This is a genomic window from Streptomyces roseoverticillatus (assembly GCF_000719265.1).
GTDB lineage: Bacteria > Actinomycetota > Actinomycetes > Streptomycetales > Streptomycetaceae > Streptomyces > Streptomyces roseoverticillatus.
In genome coordinates, this window is the sequence record NZ_JOFL01000012.1 from 75,373 (window position 1) to 96,774 (window position 21,402).

Sequence of the window (21,402 nt, forward strand, 5' to 3'; positions counted from 1 at the left end):
GGTCGGATGGATACGAGGGGCATCGGTCGGCGCATCGCCTACTGGCGTGGTCGTAGGAACCTGACGCAGACCGACTTCGGCGCGCTCATGGGCCAGTCACGCCGCTGGGTACAAGATCTCGAAGGCGGTCAGCGGCAGCAGGACCCGAGGCTGTCGGTGGTCGAGCGCGCGGCCCAAGTGCTGCGAGTCCCGCTGGAACTCTTGTTGTCCGACGTGGCCGTCGGTGGCGGCGCGTGCGCCGACGCGGAGGAGATCGAGGCGATCAGAGAGGTTCTCCAACGCCACGATGTCATCACCGGCACCTGCGCGGACGACGGTCGGGAGCCCCTGACTGTTGAGGTGCTGCGCCGGAACCTGGCCTACGGCCGCGCGGCGTTTCAATCGGGGCACTTCGCGAGCCTGGGACGTCTGGTCCCGGAGCTTCTGGCCGATGCGAACCTTGCAGCTGCTCGGTATGAAGGGAATGAGCAACTCGCCGCCTATGGCGTGCTGTCACTGACTCTGGAGCTGGCCGAGGCCGTGGCCGTGAAGTACGGTGACGGAGCCTTGGCGTGGCTGGCCGGACATCAGGCGGTCGCAGCGGCCGAACGGTCAGGTGCGCCGGTCATCATGGCCTCGGCGGCACGGCACCTCGTAGATGCAATGACCCACCATGGGCAAGCGCGAGCGGCCGCTGCGTTCGCGGTGGCCGCGGCCGACCGATTGGAGGCAGAACTCCTCGTCCGGGGATCGGATGGGCTGAGTGTGCTCGGCATGCTGTACCTCAAAGCGGCGATGGCGCTCGCCGCGGCCGGTGAATCCGCCGACCGCGACTCCGCGTCGGCAGCTGCGGCCGTGCCCTCCTTGCTCGACCAGGCAGAGGAACATGCCGAGCAGCTGGGCAATGACGGCAACGCAGTCTGGACCGCTTTCGGGCCGACCAACGTCCGCCTCTACCGGGTCGCCGCGCACGTCCGTCTGTCTCAGGGGGCCGAGGCGGTGGCCGTTGCGCAGGGCATCCCCGACCCGGCTCGGGCAGCCCTTCCGCGCGAGCGCCGTGCCCACCACCTCGCCGACCTCGCCCGTGGCTACACCCAGGCCGGCCTCCGGGAAGAGGCGGTGAACACGCTTCTGGAGGCGGAGCAGGAGGCGCCTGAGGAGGTCCGCTGCCGTCCGCACTCCCACGCGCTCGTCGAGGATTTGCGGCTTCTCGGCGCCGGGGCGGCCGAGGGGCGCTTGCGGGCGCTGGCCGGACGTTGTGGACTGCCGGGATGACGAACAGGACGCTGTATCTGATCTCTTGTGCCGCAGGGCCCGCACCCCGGGTTGATGTCGGCATCCGCGCCGCGCAGGCCGCCGGCTGGGACGTCTGCCTGATCCTCACTCCGTCGGCCTACCGCTGGGCCGTCGAGGACGCCGAAGGGGAGATCGACCGGCTGCGCGAGCTGACCGGTCATCCCGTCCGCCACCAATACAAGTTGCCGTCGCAGGAGGATGTCCTACCTGCCCCCGACGCGATGCTCGTCGCCCCTCTTACCGCCAACACCCTCAACAAATGGGCAGCCGGGATCAGCGACACCCTTGCTCTGGGGCTCATCACCGAGGGCATCGGCCTTGGCGTCCCCATCGTCGCGCTTCCGCACTGGAACGACGCCCAGGGAAGGCATCCGGCTGTTGCCCGCAGCGTCGAGACCCTGCGGAATGCCGGTGTCACCGTGCTGCTCGGCGAGGGCGGGTTCGTACCGCACCGGCCGAGGCAGGGTGACGCGGGCGCGTACCCGTGGCGGGCCGCCGTGGAAGCCCTCCCGGCATAGCTGGTCACCAGCCGTGGAGGAGCGGGCAGCGTAGGGCATCGGACCGGCCGACCGGCTCGGTAATGTGCGCTATTCACCCGGTGGGGGCGGTAGTTGACCGCCGTGGCGTGTTCGTATGCGTTTACGGGTTAGCGTGCGCACATCGGGTTGCCTCGTACGGAAACGAGGCGGCCCCCGGTGGTGCTGAGAACACCAACTCGGGGGCCTGCACCCGCAAGGAGCATAGGACTCCTCTTCAAGATGCTTAAGCATGCTATCCCTCCTGCGTCCTTCTTCACGCAGGTCTCCAACGAAATCCTCCGCCACCCCCGGCTGTCCTCCGACGCCGTCCGCCTCCTGACCTGGCAGTTATCGCTGCCGGACGGTGCGAACGAACCGCTGTCGAAGACCGCGGAGCGCGCGGGGATCAAGAAGATTGCGTTCCTTCGGGCGAAGCGCCAACTCCTGGGCGAGGGTTACCTGCACGAGTGGCGGCTCCAGGGTGAGGGCGGGCGGTGGTCGACCACGCAGCTGGTGTCGAGCGTGCCGCTGTCCGTAGAGGAAGCGCTGGCCGTACGGGACGGCGGGCGGCCACCGACGGGCGGTTTACCGGCCGCCGGTGAGCCGACCGGTCGGGCCGTCGGCCGTTACCCCGAAGACAACAACGGTGAGAACAACTTCCACCCTCCCTCCCCGGCGGCCGAGGAAGCGCCGGAGGAGGTGCCCGAGGAGGTGCCCGAGGAGGTGCCCGAGGCGCCGCCCGAGCCCCCCGAGCGGCCCCCCGCGCCCCTGGCCGAGCGCGGCGCCCGCGCGCTCGCCGCGGTCGTCCGCAGCGAACGGCGGCTGCGATTGTCCGCGCCGGACGTGGCACGGCTGGCGCCACTGGCGGGGGAGTGGTTCCTGCGGGGCGTCTCGATGGCGGATTTCCGGGAGGCGCTGACCGCCCATCTCCCCCGGGTGGTGCACTACCCGGCGGGCCTGATCCGGGACAGGCTGGTCCGTAAGATGCCGCAGGTCCCGACGTTCGCCGAGCAGCGGGCTTCGGAGCCGCGGGCCGGCGGCTCGGCGCCGTCCCGGGTGGCCGGGATGCGGGAGTGCGAGGGCGATCATGTCCAGCCGCGGCTGTTCCGGCCCTTGGCGGACGAGACCTTGTGCCGGGAGTGCTGCCGTGCCACGGCCGCGGCCGACACGACGGCCCCCGCAGCGGCGCTCCGGGGAGCGGGCGCCGTCCGGGCGGCCCTGCGCGGGGCGGCGCCTAGGCGGTGAGCAGCTCCCGTTTGACAGGCCGCGCCCCGTCCCGCGCCCTTTCACGGCCCACGAGCCGGTACGGTGCAGTCCGGAGCCTGCCGCGCCCTGGAGGACGAACGTGAGTGAACAGCTGAGCGGCCCCCACGGCCCGCTGATCCCGATGCCGGAGCTCACGCCCGATGCCCTACGGGCCGCGGCCTCCAAGATCGCCCCCAGTCGTATCCCCGCCCTGACGCGGCACTTGTTCGAGGCCACCACCAACGCCCAGAAGACCAGCAGCCTGGCCCCGCTGCGGGCCTTCGTCCACTCCTGGGCCGCATTCGTTGCCATCGAGCGTCACCCCGAGCGCGCTGCCAGGCTCCGCGAACTGGAGCGGATCGTGGACGAGGGAGAAGCCGACCCCGCCGGTGCGCTCGCCGAGATTCAGTCCATCCGCGAGACGGCCGAGACGGAAGCCGGGCTGTGAACGACTGGGAGTGATCCGGTAGTCCGTTGCCCCGAGCACGCGGCCGGCTCTCCCGGCCTCCCCGTACGCCGCGCAGGCTCCCGTTTGACAGGTCACCGTCCCGTCCCGCACCCTTTCACTAGTCAAGTAGTGAAAGGGGCCCGCGTGGTCGAGTTCCGCATCGACCGGCGCAGCGGGGTCGCCACGTACCTGCAGATCGTCCAGCAGGTCAAACAGGCCCTCCGGCTGGGGCTGCTCGCGCCCGGGGACAAGCTGCCCACGGCCAAGGAGGTCGTCGCGGCCACGGCGATCAACCCCAACACCGTCCTGAAGGCCTACCGCGAGCTCGACCGCGAGGGGCTCGTCGAGGCGCGGCCGGGGCTCGGGACGTTCGTGCGGCGGTCGCTGGCCCGGCCGCAGGCCGCCGCCGGGTCCCCGCTGCGCGCCGAGCTCGCGGACTGGATGCACCGCGCCCGCGAGGCCGGCCTCGAACGGGAGGACGTGTCCGCGCTGCTCGCCTCCGTCCTGGAGGAGGGGTTCGACGGGCCCGCGGGGACCACGGGAACAGCAGCGCGCGAAGCGACGTAGGGCGCGGCGGCGTACGGCTCAGCGACGTAGGACGCAGCGACGCAGAACGTAGGGGGAGTGGATGACCGGCCTGACGTTTCAACCCGATCGGACCGCCCTGGAGGCCGTGGGCCTCGGCGTGCGGTTCCGGCGCCGCTGGGCGCTGCGGGACTGCTCCTTCCGGCTGCCCGCCGGCCGGGTCTGCGCCCTCGTCGGGCCCAACGGCGCGGGCAAATCCACGCTGCTGTCGCTCGCCGCGGGGCTGCGCCGCCCCAGCGAGGGCTCGCTCACCGTCTTCGGCGGCCGCCCGGGCGCCGCGGACGTGCGCCCGCGCGTCGCCTACCTCTCCCAGGACAAGCCGCTCTACCCGCAGTTCACGATCGCCGACACCCTCCGCATGGGCCGCGAGCTGAACCCCGGCCGCTGGGACCAGGGCGCCGCCGAGCGCACGGTCGCCGACGGCGGGCTGTCGTCCGGGGCCCGCATCGGCGACCTCTCCGGCGGCCAGCGCACCCGCGTGGCCCTGGCCCTCGCCTTCGGCAAGCGCCCCGAAGTCCTGCTGCTGGACGAGCCGATGGCCGACCTCGACCCGCTCGCGCGGCACGAGATGACGGCGGCCCTCATGGCCCAGGCCGCCGAGCACGCCACCACCGTCGTGATCGCCTCCCACGTCCTCGCCGAGCTCGAAGGGGCCTGCGACTACCTGCTGCTGATAGCCGACGGCCGGGTCCGGCTCGCGGGCGAGGTCGAGGACCTGCTGGCCGCGCACACCCTCCTCGTAGGCCGGCACGAAGGGCCCGGCCTGCCGCGGGAGTTCGCCATGCACACCGTCGTCGAGGCCCGCGCCACGGGACGGCAGCTGACCGCCCTCGTCCGGGCCGACGGACCGGTCGCCGGGCAGTGGCGGGCCTCCGAGCCCTCCCTCGAAGAGCTCCTTCTCGCCCACCTCCGCGCCCCCGACGCGCCTCCGCTCCTCGCCCCCAGCGCCGAACCGCGCCGCGCGCTCAGGGCGGCCGCGTGAGCGCCACGACCGTCAGCCGTACTGCCGCCGCCTCCGTCGTACGCCGGCCCCGGGCCCTCGGGATCACCTGGGTGGTCCGGCGGCAGCACCGCACCGCCGCCTGGATCGCCCTCGCCGTCCTCGCCGCGCTCTGCGCCGAACTCCTCTGGCTGCGCGGCGCGATGACCGGATACGTCGCGGAGCACGGCCTGGCCGTCCCCTGCCGCCCCGAGGGCGACTGCGCGGCGTTCACGGCCGCCGTCGACGGCTTCAGGCTCCGCTACGGCGACGTCCTCGGCTACAACGTCCTCCTGCTGGAGTTCCTGCCGCTCTTCGCCGGCATGTTCGTGGCCGGTCCCGTGATCGCGCGTGAGCTGGAGAGCGGCACGTACAAGGTGGCGTGGACGCAGTCCGTCTCGCCACTGCGCTGGTTCGCCGCGAAGCTCGGTCTGCCGGTCGCCGCCCTGCTCGTGGGGGCCTCGGTGCTGTCCGCGGTCTTCACCTGGAGCTGGCGGCCGGTGGGGCATCTCGACGACGGCCTGCTGGTGGACGGCACGCGCTGGTACGAGGCGTTCGACGCGCTCGGCCCCGCGCCCGTCGCGGGCGTGCTGTTCGGCGCCGCGCTCGGGGCGCTCACCGGCCTGCTGGTCAAGCGCACGCTGCCGGCCATGGCCGGCACGGCCTTCGCGTGCGTGCTGCTGTCCTGGCCGCTGACCACCGTCCGCCCGTACCTGGTGGACCCGGTGACGACGACCCGCTCGGCGTCGTCGGACTACCCTCCCTCGCTCCACGGCGGCGATTCCTGGCACTACGAGCGCGGGATGACCACCCCCTCGGGCGGGCGCCTCCCCGACGCGGGCTGCATCGAGGCCGCCGGGATCTCGCGCTGCGTCACCCGTCACGGAGCGGACGGCTGGTACCTGGACTCCCACCCGCCCGCCCACTTCCGGCGCCTGGAATGGGCTCAGGCGGGGCTCGTGGCGGCCGCGGCGGGCGTGTGCGCGGCGGGGGCGCTGTGGCGCGTGCGACGGCTCTGTCCCTGATGCGTCGGCTCTATCCCTGACGTGTCGGCTCTGCCCCTGATGCGAGGCCCGGTGCCTGAGGCCCGAGGCCCAGGGCCGCCCGCGATCCGCCCGCAATCCGCCGGACAGGACGCCCACACGCCATGTGGACGTTACCCATGATTCAACCGCGGTTGCGAGCCTGGCGGAATGCAGCCCGCCGTGCCCCCCGCACCCGCTCGAAGGCTCCGCGCCGCCCCCGGCGCGCCCGCCGCCGACGCGCCCGGCCCGCCCCCGGCGCGGCACCATGGGAACATGACCCAGTCGTCCCGCGCACAGGCCCACGACCAGCAGCACGGCGACCGCAGCGACGACGTCACCGGCCGCCGTGCCCGCAACGGCCGCACCACCGACTCCGGCGACCGCCTCGCCGAGGCGTTCGGGAACCCGCAGCCTTCCGTCGGCTCCATCGCCGCGCACCGGCCCTACGCCGTCGCCGGCCCCACCGCCTCCCCGGGCCTGGAGCCCGACCTGGACGCCGACCTCGGTCCGTACCCGTACGGTCACGACGTGTACGACGACGACGGCTACGGGCACGACGGGTACGGCCACGACGGGTACGGCTCCCGCCCGGCCCGCGAGCCCGGTCAGGGGGACGCCGGCGACGACTCCCAGGGCGACGGGCCCCTCCCGCAGGGCCGCTTCCTGGACCGCGAGCGCAGCTGGCTGGCGTTCAACGAGCGCGTCCTGGAGCTGGCGGAGGATCCGGCCACGCCCCTCCTCGAACGCGCCAACTTCCTCGCGATCTTCGCGAGCAACCTGGACGAGTTCTTCATGGTGCGCGTCGCCGGCCTCAAGCGCCGCATCGCCACCGGCGTGGCCACCCGCTCCGCCTCCGGGCTGCAGCCCCGCGAGGTGCTGGAGCTGATCTGGACCCGCTCCCGCGAGCTCATGGCCCGGCACGCCGCCTGTTACCAGCAGGACGTCGCCCCCGCGCTCGCCGAGGAGGGCATCCACCTCATCCGCTGGAACGAGCTGACCGACAAGGAGCAGGGCCGCCTCTTCACCCTCTTCCGGCAGCAGATCTTCCCCGTGCTGACGCCGCTGGCCGTCGACCCCGCGCACCCCTTCCCGTACATCTCGGGGCTCTCCCTCAACCTGGCCGTGGTCGTCCGCAACCCGGTCAGCGGGCACGACCACTTCGCGCGGGTCAAGGTGCCGCCGATCCTCTCCCGCTTCCTGGAGGCGTCCCCGCAGCGCTACGTCCCCCTGGAGGACGTCATCGCCGCGCACCTGGAGGAGCTCTTCCCCGGCATGGAGGTGCTCGCGCACCACATGTTCCGCGTGACGCGCAACGAGGACCTGGAGGTCGAGGAGGACGACGCCGAGAACCTGCTGCAGGCCCTGGAGAAGGAGCTCATGCGGCGCCGCTTCGGCCCGCCCGTACGGCTGGAGGTCGAGGAGACCATCGACCCGTACGTGCTCGACCTCCTCGTCCGCGAGCTGAAGATCTCCGACGCCGAGGTCTATCCGCTGCCCGGCCCGCTCGACCTCACCGCGCTCTTCCGCATCGCCGCCCTGGACCGGCCCGAGCTCAAGTACCCCAAGTTCGTGGCCGGCACCCACCGCGACCTCGCCGAGGTCGAGTCGGCCTCCGCGCCCGACATCTTCGCCGCCCTGCGCGAGCGCGACGTCCTCCTGCACCACCCGTACGACTCGTTCTCCACCTCCGTGCAGGCGTTCCTGGAGCAGGCCGCCGCCGACCCGGACGTCCTCGCCATCAAGCAGACGCTCTACCGCACCTCCGGCGAGGACTCGCCCATCGTCGACGCCCTGATAGACGCGGCCGAGTCGGGCAAGCAGGTGCTCGTCCTCGTCGAGATCAAGGCGCGCTTCGACGAGCAGGCCAACATCAAGTGGGCGCGCAAGCTGGAGGAGGCGGGCTGCCACGTCGTCTACGGGCTGGTCGGCCTGAAGACGCACTGCAAGCTGTCCCTGGTCGTGCGGCAGGAGGGCGACACCCTGCGCCGCTACTCGCACGTCGGCACCGGCAACTACCACCCCAAGACCGCCCGGCTGTACGAGGACCTCGGCCTGCTCACCGCCGACCCGCAGGTCGGCGCCGACCTCTCCGACCTCTTCAACCGGCTGTCCGGCTACTCCCGCCGCGAGACCTACCGGCGGCTGCTCGTCGCCCCCAGATCGCTGCGGGACGGGCTCGTCGCCCGGATCGCCAATGAGGTCGCGCACCACCGCGCCGGGCGGCCCGCGTCCATCCGCATCAAGGTCAACTCGATGGTCGACGAGACCGTCATCGACGCCCTCTACCGCGCCGCCCGCGCCGGCGTGCCGGTCGACGTGTGGGTGCGCGGCATCTGCGCCCTGCGGCCCGGCGTGCCAGGCCTCTCGGAGAACATCCGCGTCCGCAGCGTCCTCGGCCGCTTCCTGGAGCACTCGCGGGTCTTCGCCTTCGGCAACGGCGGCGAGCCCGAGGTGTGGCTCGGCAGCGCCGACATGATGCACCGCAACCTCGACCGGCGCATCGAGACGCTCGTCCGCGTCACCGACCCCGCGCACCGGGCCTCGCTCAGCCGCCTGCTGGAGGCCGGCATGTCCGACACCACCGCCTCCTGGCACCTCGGCCCCGACGGCGGCTGGACGCGGCACGCGACCGACGGCGACGGGCAGCCGCTGCGGAACGTCCAGGAGATGCTCATAGACGCCCGGAGGCGCCGGCGTGGCTCAGCGACCCCATGACCTGGCGCCCACGGACACGGATACGGGCACGAGTACGAGTACGAGCCGGAGTCCGAGCACGGACACGACCCGGAGTCCGAGCACGAGTACGAGCCGGAGTCCGAGCACGAGCACGGACACGGATATTGACGCGCTTGCCGCGACCGACGACGCGCTTACCGCGCTCAAGGACACCGCCGCCGGGGGGCAGGACACGATGACGACGAAGTACCCGGCCGTGCGCACCGCCGCCGGTCCAGCCGGTCCCGCCGGTCCGGCCGGTTCAGCTGTTTCCACCGGGGCCGGACCCGCCGGTTCCACGGGCTCCGCCGACGCGGCGAGCGCCGGCGACGTCCTGGCCGGCTACCTGCACGGCCAGGCGGTGGAGTTCCTGCGCAGCCTGCGCCTCCACGGCGAGAGCGGCTCCGACGCCGACGAGGCGGGCGAGGCGGCCCGGCTGCTGCGCCGCTCCGCCCGGCGCATCGCCGGCGCTCTCTACGTCTACCGCCCGCTGACGGACACCGACTGGACGGACCAGATCCGCACGGAGCTGGTGTGGCTGTCGGAGCTGCTGGGCCGGGAGCACGCCTACGCGGCGCGGCTCGCCCGGCTGCGGGGGGCGCTGCACCGGCTGTCCGGGGCGGAGGGCGGCGGGGGAGCGGGCAGCGGCCTGACGGTCGGGGCCGCCCGGGCCGGCGCCTTGTTGGAACGGCAGCTCACGCTCGCCCGGACGCGCGCCCACTCCGCGGCCCTGCACGCGCTCGGCACCTCGCGCTTCCACGCCGTCGCCGATGCCGCGGCCCTGCTGGCCTCCGAGGCGCCCCTGGACCCCGGCGCGCGCGGCATCCCCGCCCGCGAGGCCCTGCCCCGGCTCGCCGAGCAGACCCAGCGGCGGCTGGCCGAGGCCGCCGACGCGCTCCCGCTGTCCGTCGCGGGACACCCGTACAACGCCGAGGCCCTCGCCCACGGCCTCGCCGCCTCCCCGAGCCCCGACGGGCCGCCCGCCGAGGGGCGGCAGGACGCGCCCTGGCACCAGGTCCGGCGGCTCGTACGGCTGCGGCGGTACGCACAGGAAGTGCTCGACGAACACCTCCAGACCGAAGCCGAGCCCTCCCTCTCCGTACGCCTGCTCGGCGCCGGGCAGGCCCTCGACCGGCACCGCGACGCCGCCGAGGCCGCCGCGGCCGCCGCGGCGGCGGCCCGCACCCCCCGCATCGCCCCGGCCACCGCCTACGCCCTCGGCATCCTCCACGCCGACCAGCGCCACGAGGTGGAGGCGGCGCGCTTCGCCTTCGGGCGGATCTGGCAGCGGGTCACGGTGGCGGCGCCGTCATGACGGCGCCGGAAGCGCCGCTGCTGGCGGCGGGCTGCGTGCTGTGGCGGCGGGGACAGGGCGGGGACCTGGAGATCGCCCTGGTTCATCGACCGAAATATGATGATTGGTCCCATCCGAAAGGCAAGCTCAAGCGCGGCGAGGACGCGCTGTGGTGCGCTCTGCGCGAGGTTCGCGAGGAGACCGGCATGGAGTGCGAGCCGGGCGCGGTGCTCCCCACCGCCTGCTACGTGGCGGCCGGCCGGCCGAAGGAGGTGCGCTACTGGGCGGCGCGCGCCACGGGAGGCACGTTCGTGCCGAACAAGGAGGTCGACCGCATGGCGTGGCTCCCGCCGCGGGAGGCGAGGGAACGGCTGACGGAGCCCCGGGACAGGGAACTGCTGGACGCCTTGATGGCACTGCTGCCCGCCGACTGACGCCCGCCGACTGACGCCCGTGGGCGGCAGGGGAGCTTCGGTACCGCCGGTCTGCGACGTTGCGGCTCGACGCCGTCGCGGCGGCTGAAAATCCCGCCGGCCGCACGCCGGAATTCCCCCTGACGCGACGCCGGAATTCCCCCGCCGCAACGGCGAGAAACCCCCGCGGCGTGCGCCGCTGGCGGAACGCGGGGCCACCGGAACCCGTAGGAGCCCGCCCGCTAGCCCCGCGGCGCGAGGGACTCCCACGCCACCGTGACCTCCCCCTGCCGCCACCGCCGCACGCCGTCCACCACGGGCCAGTCCACCCGCAGCGCGGACACCGTACGGATCCACCGCTGCCGCGAGCTCAGCGCGGCGTAAGGCGCGGCGGCCGCCCAAGCCCGGTCGAAGTCGCGCAGGAACGCGTGCACCGGCTCGCCGGGGACATTGCGGTGGATGAGCGCCTTCGGGAGGCGTTCGGCCAGGTCGGACGGGGTGTGCAGGGAGCCGAGCCGGGTCGCGAAGGTGACCGTGCGCGGGCCCTCGGGGCCGATCGCGACCCACACGTGCCGCCGCCCTATCTCGTCACACGTGCCCTCCACGAGCAGCCCGTCCGGCGCGAGCCGCGCCCGCAGCCGGTCCCAGACGGCGGTGACGTCGTCCTCGTCGTACTGGCGCAGCACGTTCGCCGCCCGTATCAGCGCGGGCCGCCGCCCGCCGTCGAGCGGTATCTCGAAGCCGCCGTGCCGGAAGGACAGACCGTCCCGGGCGTACGGCTGGGCGCCCGCGACGCGCGCGGGCTCGATCTCTATGCCGACGACCGACGCGTCCGCCCGCACCGTGCGCAGCCGCCCGAGCAGCTCGACCGCGGTCCACGGCGCGGCGCCGTAGCCGAGGTCGACGGCGACCGGGTCGGTGCTGCGGCGCAGCGCGGGCCCGTGGGCGTCGGCTATCCAGCGGTCCATGCGGCGCAGCCGGTTCGGGTTGGTCGTACCCCGGGTCACCGCACCGACGGGGCGGCTGGGGGGAGCGGAGGTGCGTACGGCCATGCCTTCGAGAGTAGGCGCTGGTCAGGGCGGCCGGAGACCGGCCGGACGAGGGCTGGGTCACTCTTTGGCAAAGCGGAAATGCGACTCCGCCCCGCGGCGTTGCACCGTTGATAACGGTGACGCACGCCCCCACCCCTCACGCTGACGGAGGACACGCACGGTGAGCCAGTACGCATCCAGGCTCGGCGCCCGCCGCGGCCGCGCGCTCGGCACCCTCGCGGGCACCCCGCTGCGCCGCCTCGGCGCCTCCCGCAAGCCCCGCCGCATCGCGATGCTCAGCGTTCACACCTCGCCGCTCCACCAGCCCGGCACCGGCGACGCCGGCGGGATGAACGTGTACATCGTGGAGCTGGCCAAGCGGCTCGCCGCGATCAACATCGAGGTCGAGATCTTCACGCGCGCCACCACCGGCGCCCTCCCGCCCGCCGTCGAACTGGCGCCCGGCGTCCTGGTCCGGCACATCGACGCGGGCCCGTACGAGGGCCTGGCCAAGGAGGAGCTGCCGGCGCAGCTGTGCGCGTTCACGCACGGCGTGATGCAGGCGTGGGCCGGCCACCGGCCCGGCCACTACGACCTCGTCCACTCCCACTACTGGCTCTCCGGCCACGTCGGCTGGCTCGCCGCCGAGCGCTGGGGCGTCCCCCTCGTCCACGCCATGCACACCATGGCCAAGGTCAAGAACGCCGCCCTGGCCGCGGGCGACACGCCCGAGCCCGACACGCGCGTCATCGGCGAGACCCAGATCGTGCGCGCCGCGGACCGGCTCATCGCCAACACCGAGGGTGAGGCGCGGGAGCTGGTCCACCACTACGACGCCGACCCCGGCCGGGTCGCCGTCGTCCACCCGGGCGTCAACCTGGACCGCTTCCGTCCCGCCGACGGGCGGGCGGCGGCCCGCGAGCGGCTCGGCCTGCCCGCCGACGCCCTCGTCCCGCTCTTCGCCGGCCGCATCCAGCCCCTCAAGGCCCCCGACGTGTTGCTGCGCGCGGTCGCCGAGCTCCTCGACCGGCAGCCGGCGCTGCGCTCGCGCATCGTGGTGCCGGTGGTCGGCGGCCCCAGCGGCAGCGGCATGGCCAAGCCCGAGGGGCTGCAGAAGCTCGCCGCCCGGCTGGGCATCGCCGACGTCGTCCGCTTCCGCCCCCCGGTCGGCCAGGAACAGCTCGCCGACTGGTACCGGGCCGCGTCCGTCCTGGTCATGCCGTCCCACAGCGAGTCGTTCGGACTGGTCGCCGCCGAGGCCCAGGCCTGCGGCACGCCCGTCCTCGCAGCGGCCGTCGGCGGCCTGCCCGTGGCCGTGCGGGACGGTGAGAGCGGCTTCCTCGTCGACGGCCACGACCCCGCCGACTACGCCGCCGTGCTGGGCCGCTTCGCCGACGAGCCGGGCCTGGCCGGGCGGATGGGCGACGCCGCGGCCCGCCACGCGCGCCGCTTCGGCTGGGGCACGGCCGCGGCCGCCACGGCCGAGGTGTACACCGAGGCGATGGCCGAGCGGCGGCGTCGCCTACGCTCGTCGCATGTCTGACGCGAAATCCGTCATCGAGCAGACGTTCCGCGAGGCCGGGCTCGAATGGGAGAACCCGGCCGACGGCACGTATGTGGTGAAGCTGCCCGGCACGCGCAAGCTCTCCACGACCGTCTCCCTGGTCGTCGGCAAGCACTCGCTCTCCGTCAACGCCTTCGTGGTGCGCCGCCCCGACGAGAACCACGAGGCGGTGCACCGCTGGCTCCTGGAGCGCAACACCCGGCTGTACGGGCTGGCTTACGCGATCGACCAGCTGGGTGACATCTACCTCGTCGGCCGGCTGCCGCTGGCCGCGGTCACCCCGGACGAGATCGACCGGCTCCTCGGCACGGTGCTGGAGAACGCCGACGGCAGCTTCAACACGCTGCTGGAAATGGGCTTCGCCAGCGCCATCCGCAAGGAGTACGCGTGGCGGACGGCCCGCGGCGAGTCGACCCGGAACCTGGAGGCGTTCGCCCGCTTGACGTCGGATCAGCGGGAGGGGGAGGGCGGGGACGGATCCACAGGGTCGTGACCGGCTGACCGGCTGACCGGGGCGGCCCGGCGGGAGGTTTTCCCGCCGCAATGGCGGGACGCTACGACGGCGCAGCCCGGCGGTGCCGAACCGCGCCGGGGAGGCGAGCGTCTCTCCCGGCGGCTCGCCGGGAGGTTTTCCCGCCGCAATGGCGGGACGCCACGACGGCGCAGCCCGGCGGTGCCGAACCGCGCCGGGGAGGCGAGCTCTCTCCCGGCGGCCCGCCGGGACGTCTTCCCGCCGCAACGGTGGGATGCCACGACGGCGCAGCCCGGCGGTGCCGAACCGCGCCGCCCGCCCGGCCAGGGCCTAGGCCGGCGAACCCGCCGGATCCGCGGCCGAAGGCCGTGCGCCGGGCTTCTCCGCAGCCGCCCCCGCAGCCGCCTCAGGAGCCGTCTCCGCAGCCTTCTCAGGAGCCGTCTCCGCAGCCACTCCCGGAGCCGTATCCGCCGCCGCCCCCGTCGCGAGACCCGTCGCCGGAACCCTCCGCATCAGGAGCCAGTACCCACCCGCAGTCACCGTCCCCACCACCGCGCACCCCGCCCACAGCACATCCGCGCCGAACCGGTCGATGACCGTGCCGCCCGCGATCGGCGCGATGAGCGACGCAGTCGCCCACGACAGGGTGTACATGCCCTGGTAGCGGCCGCGGCCGTGCACCGGCGAGAGGCGGGCGACCAGGCCCATCTGGATGGGCGAGTTGATGATCTCCGCGAGCGTCCACACGCACACGGTCAGCATGTACACCGCGAGCGAGCCGGCGAAGGCGGTGAGCCCGAAGCCGTAGCCGCCGAGGAGGGCCGCGAGGACCATCAGCATCCGCTGGTCCCGGTGCTCGATGAAGCGGGTGACGGGGATCTGGACGGCGACGATCAGGACGCCGTTGACGGCGATGGCCATGCCGAAGTCCTTCGTGGAGAACCCGCCGTCCGCCATGGCCACCGGCAGGGCGACCTGGGACTGCAGGAACACCACGGCGAGGAGGAAGGACAGGCCGACCACGGCCATGAAGCGCCCGTCGCGCAGCACGGTGCCCATGCTGACGGCCGGCTCGCCGCCCTTCGCCGCGCCGCCGGCCGCCACGGCGTCCGGCCGGGACTCCGGCAGCTTCACGAAGACCAGCACCGCGCAGAGCATCGTCATCGCGGCTTCGCCGAGGAAGCCGATCAGGTAGCTGTACTCGGCGACGAAGCCCGCGGCGACCGACGAGATCGCGAAGCCGAGGTTGATCGCCCAGTAGTTCAGGGCGAAGGCCCGCACCCGGTCCTCGGGGGCGACGATGTCCGCCATCATCGCCTGGACCGCGGGGCGGGAGGCGTTGCTGGCCATGCCGACGACGAACGCGACGACCGATATGGCCACCGGGTCGGTCATGAAGCCCAGCACCGCGACCGACACGGCGGTCGAGGCCTGGGCGATCAGCAGGGTGGGCCGGCGGCCGAGCCGGTCGGTCATCACGCCGGCGCCGATGGACGAGACGACGCTGCCGAGGCCGAGCAGGGCGCCGACGAAGCCGGCGAACGAGGCGGAGTGGCCCTGGTCGGCGGTGAGGAACATGGCCAGGAAGATGGAGACGAAGGCGCCCAGCCGGTTGACGAGCGTGGAGGCCCACAGCCACCAGAAGGCCCGGGGCAACCCCGAGACGCTCTCCTTCGCGGCTCGTCTGACGCTCGCGACGGACATTCCGGATCCCCCCATGTGTAAGTGCCGAACACGCTAGGCGCAAGTTACACACACCTGAGGTGAACCTGCCATCCGATTGCCGTTCGCCGTCAATCGACGGCGGTCCCGGCAGCGCGCACGGCACCACCCACGCGGTCGATTACGCTCATGGGCATGGCCGACGCACCGTACAAGCTGATCCTCCTCCGCCACGGCGAGAGCGAGTGGAACGCCAAGAACCTGTTCACCGGCTGGGTGGACGTCAACCTGAACGAGAAGGGCGAGAAGGAGGCGGTCCGGGGCGGCGAGCTGCTCAAGGACGCCGGTCTGCTCCCCGACGTGGTCCACACCTCCCTGCAGAAGCGCGCCATCCGCACCGCGCAGCTCGCCCTGGAGGCCGCCGACCGCCACTGGATTCCGGTTCACCGCTCCTGGCGGCTGAACGAGCGCCACTACGGCGCCCTGCAGGGCAAGGACAAGGCCCAGACCCTGGCCGAGTTCGGCGAGGAGCAGTTCATGCTCTGGCGCCGCTCCTACGACACCCCGCCGCCCGCCCTTGAGGACGGCACCGAGTTCTCCCAGAGCGAGGACCCGCGCTACGCCTCGATCCCGACCGAGCTGCGCCCGCGCACCGAGTGCCTCAAGGACGTCGTCGTCCGCATGCTGCCGTACTGGTACGACGGCATCGTCCCGGACCTCCTCGCCGGCCGCACCGTCCTCGTCGCCGCGCACGGCAACTCCCTGCGCGCCCTGGTCAAGCACCTGGACGGGATCTCCGACGCGGACATCGCGGGCCTGAACATCCCCACCGGCATCCCGCTCGCCTACGAGCTCGACGCCGACTTCCGCCCGGTCAAGCCCGGCGGCACGTACCTCGACCCGGAGGCCGCCAAGGCCGCCATCGAGGCCGTGAAGAACCAGGGCAAGAAGAAGTGACCCCGGCCCCCTGACGGGGGCTCATGGGACGGCAGGCCCCCTGCCGGCGCGTAAAAGCGCTGGTGGGGGGCCTCTTGCTGTGGCGAACGGGTTGCATGGTCACCGAATGGAGCAAGACGGATACGGTGCGGATGCGGCGGGCGTGTCTTCAGGTGAGCCTCGGAAGCAAGGAGGTAACACCATGCATTCAATCCGCTCCGCCATATGCGGTGCAGCCACCGTCGTCGCCGTCGTCGCGGCGCCCGTCGTCCCCGCCTACGCCCTCGGGGGCAGCATCGCCCCGACGGCCGGCGAGGCCGCCGCCGTCCCGGCCACGGGCCACTGCGGTGACGACGACCACGGTCGTCACGACCATGACCACGGCCGCGGCGATTGCGGCCGCCACGACCACGACGGCTGGGGCGACCACGACGGCCGTGGCGACCACGGCCGCGGTGACCACGACGGCTGGGGTGACCACGACGACGGTTGGGGTGACCACGGCCGCGGCGATAACGACCACGGCCGGGGTGACCACGACCACGGGCGCGGCGACCACGACCACGGCCGGGGTGACCACGACCACGGGCGTGGCGACCACGATCACGGGCGCGGTGACCACGACCACGGCCGGGGTGACCACGACCACGGCCGCGGCGATCACGATCACGGGCGCGGTGACCACGGACGCGGCGACCACGACCACGGGCGAGGCGACCACGACGGCCGTGGCGACCACGGCCGCGGTGACCACGACGGGCGCGGCGACCACGACGGACGTGGTGACCACGACGGGCGTGGTGACCACGACCACGGCCGTCCGCACCACTCCTCCCACGCGGGTGGCGGCGCTACCGCGCTCGCGGCCTCCACGGAGTCGACGGACGCCCCGGTGCTCATCCTGGCCGGTACCGCGACCGCCGGTCTCATCGGCGGCATGATCTGGTACCGCCGCCGCGCCGCCGGCGCCGTCAAGTAGTGACGGGGAGCGAACGGGCGTCATGTCAGAAGCGCGTGCGGGCGGCCGTAACCGCCTGCTGACGAGGGTGGCCTGGGCAGCCTTGCTGCTGGTCCTGTGCCTGATCGGCAACGACAGGGCCGAGGAGCCGGAGACCCCGGCCCCGGGCCGCCACAGCACCGCGGCCAAGAGCCACCCCCACGCGCACGGCCTGCCCCCGGCACACGATCCGTTGCCGGGGGCCGGCCCCCAGACCCTGGAGGTCAAGGTCCTGGGGCTCAAGGCCCCGATCGAGGGCCACGGCCTCGACAAGCTGGGCGGCGTCGAGCTGCCGCCGTACGAGCGGGCCGACGCGGTCGCCTGGTACAAGGACGGCCCCTCGCCGGGCAGTGAGGGCCCCGCCGTCATCGTCGGTCACGTCGACACCGAGAAGGCCCCGGCCGTCTTCGCCGGGCTCAGCGTCCTCAAGCGCGGCGCGAAGATCCATGTGACCCGTACGGACGGGATCGTCGCCGAGTTCACCGTCGAGGACATCGCCGTCGTCCCCAACGACCCCTTCGACGCCGACAAGCTCTACGGGCCCCTCGACACCGACCGGGCGGAACTCCGCCTGGTCACCTGCGGCGGCGACTACGACCGCAAGAAGCACCTCTACAGCGCCAACGTCGTCGTCAGCTCGTACCTGACCGGCGCGGCGCAGGCACCACAACCGCAGCAGCAGCCACCGCAACCGCAGAAGCCCCAGGAGCAGCAGCCTCAGCAGCCGCCGCCCCAGCAACAGCAGCCTCAGCAGCAACCGCCCCAGCAGCCTCAGGCTCCCACCCAGAAGCCGAGCCCGGCCGCCCCGGCGCCCGCCGTCCCCGGAACCGGCGAAACCGGCGAGACGGACGAGAACGAAGCCGACCCCGAGGACGAGCGAGCCGAGCAGTGAGAGAACCCCCGGCCGGAGCACCGGCCGGGGGTTCTTCCCGTGAGTGACGTGCGAGGTGCGGGGCTAGCTGCAGCCGCCGCCGCACTGGCACGAGCCGCCGGACTGGCATCCGCAGGAGCAGCCTGGGCCGCACGTGCAGCCTGCCTGAGTACGTGCGGGAGGGGTCTGGGTCATGTGCGGGTACCTCCTCGAAGGGTGGTTGCCTGCCCCCAGTCAATGACCGCCCGATCCGTCCGTCAATGCCCCTCGCGTACGTACGTACGGGCGCACAGAGGGCGCGTGGAAGCACTCACGAGGGGCTGCACTCCCTCGCTCGCACGCCCCGGCTCAAGCGTCGGCGTCCCCGCCCGTCCGGCCCTCCGACTGCGTCAGCTCGTCCGCGTGCTCGCCCGTGACCAGGTAGACCACCCGCTTCGCGACCGACACCGCGTGGTCCGCGAACCGCTCGTAGTAGCGGCCCAGCAGCGTCACGTCGACCGCCGTCTCGATGCCGTGCCGCCAGCGGTCGTCCATCAGGTGCTGGAAGAGCGTCCGGTGCAGCAGGTCCATCGCGTCGTCGTCCTGCTCCAGCTGCAGCGCCAGGTCGACGTCCTTGGTGATGATCACCTCGCCGGCCTTGGCCATCAGCCGCTGCGCCAGCTGGCCCATCTCCAGGATCGTCGCGTGCAGGTCGCGCGGCACCGCAGTGTCCGGGAAGCGCAGCCGCGCCAGCTTGGCGACGTGCTGGGCCAGGTCGCCCGAGCGCTCCAGGTCCGCGCTCATGCGCAGCGACGTGACCACGATCCGCAGATCCGTGGCGACCGGCTGCTGCCGCGCGAGCAGCGCGACGGCCCGCTCCTCCAGGTCCCGCTGGAGGTCGTCCACCTTCGCGTCCGCCGCGATCACGGACTCCGCGAGCTTGAGGTCCGCGTCCAGGATCGCCGTGGTGGCGCGCCCGATCGCCGACCCGACGAGCCGGGCCATCTCCACCAGGCCCTCGCCGATCGAATCCAGCTCCTCGTGGTACGCGTCCCGCATTGCCTGACCTTCTCTCTGCCGAGTGAAACAGTGGGCCGAACCGTATGGCCGCCCACGCTCCCACGTTCTGACCGGAACGCGACGGCTGCGGCGCCCTGGAGTGAACCCGTACCGACGCCGAGGTGAACTCTCGGCAACGTGTGTTCGAGGCGGCACCCATTTGGCTGTGGACGGTCCGCACCACCCGCATAACCTGGACTCATGAACGTGGACGCGGCCCTCGCCGCAGCGGCAGCGCTCGCCGGGCTGTGCACCGGTGTGATCGCGATGCTCGCGTTCCGCTGGAGCGAACGCGACCAGGCCCGCCCGACCCGCAGCTCCCTGCACACCGACGCCGTGCTCCCGCCCGGCGTCGACACCGTGCTCTCGGTGCTGCGCTCGTCGGCCGTGGTCCTGGACGAGGCCGACGCCGTGGTCAAGGCCAGCTCCGCCGCGTACGCCCTCGGGCTCGTACGCGGCGGGAAACTGGCCGTCGAGCCCATGCTGCAGATGGCCCGCGACACCCGGCGGGACGGCGAGATACGCCAGGTCGAGCTCGACCTCCCCAGGCGCGGCACCGGCCGCGGCGAGGCCCTCGCGGTCTCCGCCCGCGTCGCCCCGCTCGGCTCCCGGCTCGTCCTGCTGCTGGTGGAGGACCTCACCGAGGCCCGCCGCATCGAGGCCGTCCGCCGCGACTTCGTCGCCAACGTCAGCCACGAGCTCAAGACGCCGGTCGGCGCCCTCTCCCTGCTCTCCGAGGCCGTCATGGACGCCGCCGAGGACCCCGAGGCGGTCCACCGCTTCGCGGGCCGCATGCAGATCGAGGCCACCCGGCTCACCAACCTCGTCCAGGAGCTCATCGACCTCTCCCGGGTGCAGAACGACGACCCGCTGGAGGACGCCGAGCCCGTCCGCGTCGACGAGCTCGTCGCCGAGGCCATCGACCGCTGCCGCCACCAGGCCTCCACCAAGCAGATCACCATGGCCGCCGGAGGCACCGCCGACCTGCACGTCTGGGGCAACCGCGGCCAGCTCGCCGCCGCCCTCGGCAACCTCGTCGAGAACGCCGTCAACTACAGCCCCGCCCGTACCCGCGTCGGCATCGCCGCCCGCCACATCGCGGCGCCCGGCGGCGCCCTGATCGAGATCGCCGTCACCGACCAGGGCATCGGCATCTCCGAGAAGGACCGCGAGCGGGTCTTCGAGCGGTTCTACCGCGTCGACCCGGCCCGCTCGCGCGCCACCGGCGGGACCGGCCTCGGCCTTGCCATCGTCAAGCACGTGGCCGCCTCGCACGGCGGTGAGGTCACGGTCTGGAGCGCCGAGGGCCAGGGCTCGACGTTCACCCTGCGACTCCCCGAGGCGGGCGCGGTCCGTGACCGCGACCGCAATCCCCACCCTTCCGTTGTCGAACACCTTCCCGCCCCGGAGGTCCTTCCGTGACCCGAGTGCTCGTCGTCGAGACTGCAATCCCCCGGGGAGCGACCCCCCGGACTCCCACGTCCGGCGTGGATGCGGGCCGCCTGTTCCGTACCGCTCTGTATGGCCCTGAGACCCGACCGGAGGTCAAGTCGTGACCCGAGTGCTCGTCGTCGAGGATGAAGAGTCCTTCAGCGACGCGTTGTCCTACATGCTGCGCAAGGAGGGGTTCGAGGTCGCCGTCGCGGCCACGGGGCCCGACGGGCTGGACGAGTTCGAGCGCAACGGCGCCGACCTGGTCCTGCTCGACCTCATGCTGCCGGGCCTGCCCGGCACGGAGGTCTGCCGGCAGCTGCGCGGCCGCTCCAACGTCCCGGTCATCATGGTGACCGCGAAGGACAGCGAGATCGACAAGGTCGTCGGCCTGGAAATAGGAGCCGACGACTACGTCACCAAGCCCTTCTCCTCGCGCGAGCTCGTGGCCCGCATCAGAGCGGTGCTGCGCCGCCGCGGAGAGCCGGAGGAGGTCGCACCGGCCGCGCTGGAGGCCGGCCCGGTCCGGATGGACGTCGACCGCCACGTCGTCACGGTCTCCGGCGCCAAGGTCGACCTCCCGCTGAAGGAGTTCGACCTCCTGGAGATGCTGCTGCGCAACGCGGGCCGCGTGCTCACGCGCATGCAGCTCATCGACCGGGTCTGGGGCGCGGACTACGTCGGCGACACCAAGACCCTCGACGTCCACGTCAAGCGGCTCCGAGCCAAGATCGAGCCGGATCCGGGCGCGCCCCGGTACCTGGTGACGGTCCGCGGCCTCGGCTACAAATTCGAACCGTAGAGAACCGTAGACACGTACGAGAGAGAACCGTAGGCACGTACGAGTCCGGTGACCGCGTATTCCGCCGGACCCTCGCCGTCGTGGTGTCCCGCCGTTGCGGC

The 21,402-nt window shown here is 72.9% G+C and carries 20 protein-coding genes; 16 read left to right on the forward strand and 4 right to left on the reverse strand.

Annotated elements, in window-relative coordinates:
- Window positions 1–6 precede the first annotated feature (6 nt).
- The 10 genes from IF61_RS0116535 to IF61_RS0116580 all read left to right on the forward strand — a co-directional run bounded on the left by IF61_RS0116535 (window position 7) and on the right by IF61_RS0116580 (window position 10,518).
- Window positions 7–1,254, forward strand: a complete 1,248-nt coding sequence (locus IF61_RS0116535; protein WP_030367162.1) for a helix-turn-helix domain-containing protein — start codon at window positions 7–9, stop codon at window positions 1,252–1,254.
- The gene (locus tag IF61_RS0116540) at window positions 1,251–1,793 is read left to right on the forward strand and encodes a flavoprotein (RefSeq protein ID WP_030367163.1); all 543 of its coding nucleotides are present in this window, start codon (window positions 1,251–1,253) and stop codon (window positions 1,791–1,793) included. The genes IF61_RS0116535 and IF61_RS0116540 overlap by 4 nt, the downstream gene beginning before the upstream one ends.
- A gap of 240 nt (window positions 1,794–2,033) precedes the next feature.
- Window positions 2,034–3,038 carry a hypothetical protein gene (locus tag IF61_RS35895; RefSeq protein WP_052392745.1) on the forward strand — a complete coding sequence of 335 codons (1,005 nt, stop codon included), beginning with the start codon at window positions 2,034–2,036 and terminating at the stop codon, window positions 3,036–3,038.
- A gap of 100 nt (window positions 3,039–3,138) precedes the next feature.
- Window positions 3,139–3,486, forward strand: a complete 348-nt coding sequence (locus IF61_RS0116550; RefSeq protein ID WP_030367165.1) for a DUF6247 family protein — start codon at window positions 3,139–3,141, stop codon at window positions 3,484–3,486.
- Between the two features lie 144 nt (window positions 3,487–3,630).
- Window positions 3,631–4,053 carry a GntR family transcriptional regulator gene (locus tag IF61_RS0116555; RefSeq protein ID WP_043189430.1) on the forward strand — a complete coding sequence of 141 codons (423 nt, stop codon included), beginning with the start codon at window positions 3,631–3,633 and terminating at the stop codon, window positions 4,051–4,053.
- Window positions 4,054–4,114: 61 nt separating this feature from the next.
- Complete coding sequence (locus IF61_RS0116560; protein WP_030367167.1) at window positions 4,115–5,053, forward strand: ABC transporter ATP-binding protein; 939 nt, start codon at window positions 4,115–4,117, stop codon at window positions 5,051–5,053.
- Window positions 5,050–6,075: an ABC transporter permease family protein gene (locus tag IF61_RS0116565; protein ID WP_052392746.1), complete on the forward strand. Its 1,026-nt coding sequence runs from the start codon at window positions 5,050–5,052 to the stop codon at window positions 6,073–6,075. Before IF61_RS0116560 ends, IF61_RS0116565 begins: the two co-directional genes overlap by 4 nt.
- Window positions 6,076–6,243: 168 nt before the next feature.
- The gene (locus tag IF61_RS0116570; RefSeq protein WP_245684528.1) at window positions 6,244–8,790 is read left to right on the forward strand and encodes an RNA degradosome polyphosphate kinase; all 2,547 of its coding nucleotides are present in this window, start codon (window positions 6,244–6,246) and stop codon (window positions 8,788–8,790) included.
- 196 nt (window positions 8,791–8,986) lie between these two features.
- Window positions 8,987–10,105, forward strand: a complete 1,119-nt coding sequence (locus IF61_RS0116575) for a CHAD domain-containing protein (RefSeq protein ID WP_030367170.1) — start codon at window positions 8,987–8,989, stop codon at window positions 10,103–10,105.
- Window positions 10,102–10,518 carry an NUDIX hydrolase gene (locus IF61_RS0116580; RefSeq protein WP_030367171.1) on the forward strand — a complete coding sequence of 139 codons (417 nt, stop codon included), beginning with the start codon at window positions 10,102–10,104 and terminating at the stop codon, window positions 10,516–10,518. The genes IF61_RS0116575 and IF61_RS0116580 overlap by 4 nt, the downstream gene beginning before the upstream one ends.
- A 221-nt stretch (window positions 10,519–10,739) precedes the next feature.
- On the opposite strand, the gene IF61_RS0116585 is transcribed toward IF61_RS0116580, so the two are convergent.
- Complete coding sequence (locus IF61_RS0116585; protein WP_030367172.1) at window positions 10,740–11,549, reverse strand: class I SAM-dependent methyltransferase; 810 nt, start codon at window positions 11,547–11,549, stop codon at window positions 10,740–10,742.
- 160 nt (window positions 11,550–11,709) lie between these two features.
- On the opposite strand from IF61_RS0116585, the gene mshA reads away from it, so the two are divergent.
- A complete protein-coding gene (gene mshA / locus IF61_RS0116590; protein WP_030367173.1) occupies window positions 11,710–13,071 on the forward strand; it encodes a D-inositol-3-phosphate glycosyltransferase in 1,362 nt (453 codons plus the stop codon).
- Window positions 13,064–13,585 carry a type III secretion system chaperone family protein gene (locus IF61_RS0116595; protein WP_043189434.1) on the forward strand — a complete coding sequence of 174 codons (522 nt, stop codon included), beginning with the start codon at window positions 13,064–13,066 and terminating at the stop codon, window positions 13,583–13,585. The genes mshA and IF61_RS0116595 overlap by 8 nt, the downstream gene beginning before the upstream one ends.
- A gap of 309 nt (window positions 13,586–13,894) precedes the next feature.
- Here the strand turns inward: IF61_RS0116595 and IF61_RS0116600 are convergent, their stop codons facing one another.
- Complete coding sequence (locus IF61_RS0116600) at window positions 13,895–15,268, reverse strand: MDR family MFS transporter (RefSeq protein ID WP_052392747.1); 1,374 nt, start codon at window positions 15,266–15,268, stop codon at window positions 13,895–13,897.
- A gap of 153 nt (window positions 15,269–15,421) precedes the next feature.
- Here IF61_RS0116600 and IF61_RS0116605 point away from each other — a divergent pair, with 153 nt between their 5' ends.
- On the forward strand, window positions 15,422–16,183 hold the full coding sequence (locus IF61_RS0116605; RefSeq protein ID WP_030367176.1) for a phosphoglyceromutase: 762 nt from the start codon (window positions 15,422–15,424) through the stop codon (window positions 16,181–16,183).
- Between the two features lie 187 nt (window positions 16,184–16,370).
- Here IF61_RS0116605 and IF61_RS32390 read toward each other — a convergent pair whose 3' ends face one another.
- Window positions 16,371–16,988, reverse strand: a complete 618-nt coding sequence (locus IF61_RS32390) for a hypothetical protein (RefSeq protein WP_043189437.1) — start codon at window positions 16,986–16,988, stop codon at window positions 16,371–16,373.
- 175 nt (window positions 16,989–17,163) lie between these two features.
- On the opposite strand from IF61_RS32390, the gene IF61_RS0116620 reads away from it, so the two are divergent.
- A complete protein-coding gene (locus IF61_RS0116620; protein ID WP_078660261.1) occupies window positions 17,164–18,051 on the forward strand; it encodes a class F sortase in 888 nt (295 codons plus the stop codon).
- A 327-nt stretch (window positions 18,052–18,378) separates the two neighbouring features.
- On the opposite strand, the gene phoU is transcribed toward IF61_RS0116620, so the two are convergent.
- On the reverse strand, window positions 18,379–19,068 hold the full coding sequence (phoU, locus tag IF61_RS0116625) for a phosphate signaling complex protein PhoU (protein ID WP_030367179.1): 690 nt from the start codon (window positions 19,066–19,068) through the stop codon (window positions 18,379–18,381).
- A gap of 201 nt (window positions 19,069–19,269) precedes the next feature.
- Between phoU and phoR the strand changes: the two genes are divergently transcribed.
- A complete protein-coding gene (gene phoR / locus IF61_RS0116630; protein WP_030367180.1) occupies window positions 19,270–20,490 on the forward strand; it encodes a two-component system sensor histidine kinase PhoR in 1,221 nt (406 codons plus the stop codon).
- Window positions 20,491–20,629: 139 nt separating this feature from the next.
- Window positions 20,630–21,301, forward strand: a complete 672-nt coding sequence (phoP, locus tag IF61_RS0116635) for a two-component system response regulator PhoP (protein WP_465269372.1) — start codon at window positions 20,630–20,632, stop codon at window positions 21,299–21,301.
- Window positions 21,302–21,402 lie beyond the last annotated feature (101 nt).

What these genes read in the sequence shown, in the direction of transcription:
- phoU (WP_030367179.1), bottom strand. Translation starts at nt 19,068, where the DNA reads ATGCGGGACGCGTACCACGAGGAGCTGGATTCGATCGGCGAGGGCCTG.
- IF61_RS0116570 (WP_245684528.1), top strand. Translation starts at nt 6,244, where the DNA reads ATGCAGCCCGCCGTGCCCCCCGCACCCGCTCGAAGGCTCCGCGCCGCC.
- IF61_RS0116580 (WP_030367171.1), top strand. Translation starts at nt 10,102, where the DNA reads ATGACGGCGCCGGAAGCGCCGCTGCTGGCGGCGGGCTGCGTGCTGTGG.
- IF61_RS0116605 (WP_030367176.1), top strand. Translation starts at nt 15,422, where the DNA reads ATGGCCGACGCACCGTACAAGCTGATCCTCCTCCGCCACGGCGAGAGC.
- IF61_RS0116600 (WP_052392747.1), bottom strand. Translation starts at nt 15,268, where the DNA reads ATGTCCGTCGCGAGCGTCAGACGAGCCGCGAAGGAGAGCGTCTCGGGG.
- IF61_RS0116595 (WP_043189434.1), top strand. Translation starts at nt 13,064, where the DNA reads ATGTCTGACGCGAAATCCGTCATCGAGCAGACGTTCCGCGAGGCCGGG.
- IF61_RS0116620 (WP_078660261.1), top strand. Translation starts at nt 17,164, where the DNA reads ATGTCAGAAGCGCGTGCGGGCGGCCGTAACCGCCTGCTGACGAGGGTG.
- IF61_RS0116560 (WP_030367167.1), top strand. Translation starts at nt 4,115, where the DNA reads ATGACCGGCCTGACGTTTCAACCCGATCGGACCGCCCTGGAGGCCGTG.
- IF61_RS0116535 (WP_030367162.1), top strand. Translation starts at nt 7, where the DNA reads ATGGATACGAGGGGCATCGGTCGGCGCATCGCCTACTGGCGTGGTCGT.
- IF61_RS0116585 (WP_030367172.1), bottom strand. Translation starts at nt 11,549, where the DNA reads ATGGCCGTACGCACCTCCGCTCCCCCCAGCCGCCCCGTCGGTGCGGTG.
- IF61_RS35895 (WP_052392745.1), top strand. Translation starts at nt 2,034, where the DNA reads ATGCTTAAGCATGCTATCCCTCCTGCGTCCTTCTTCACGCAGGTCTCC.
- IF61_RS0116575 (WP_030367170.1), top strand. Translation starts at nt 8,987, where the DNA reads ATGACGACGAAGTACCCGGCCGTGCGCACCGCCGCCGGTCCAGCCGGT.
- IF61_RS0116540 (WP_030367163.1), top strand. Translation starts at nt 1,251, where the DNA reads ATGACGAACAGGACGCTGTATCTGATCTCTTGTGCCGCAGGGCCCGCA.
- phoR (WP_030367180.1), top strand. Translation starts at nt 19,270, where the DNA reads ATGAACGTGGACGCGGCCCTCGCCGCAGCGGCAGCGCTCGCCGGGCTG.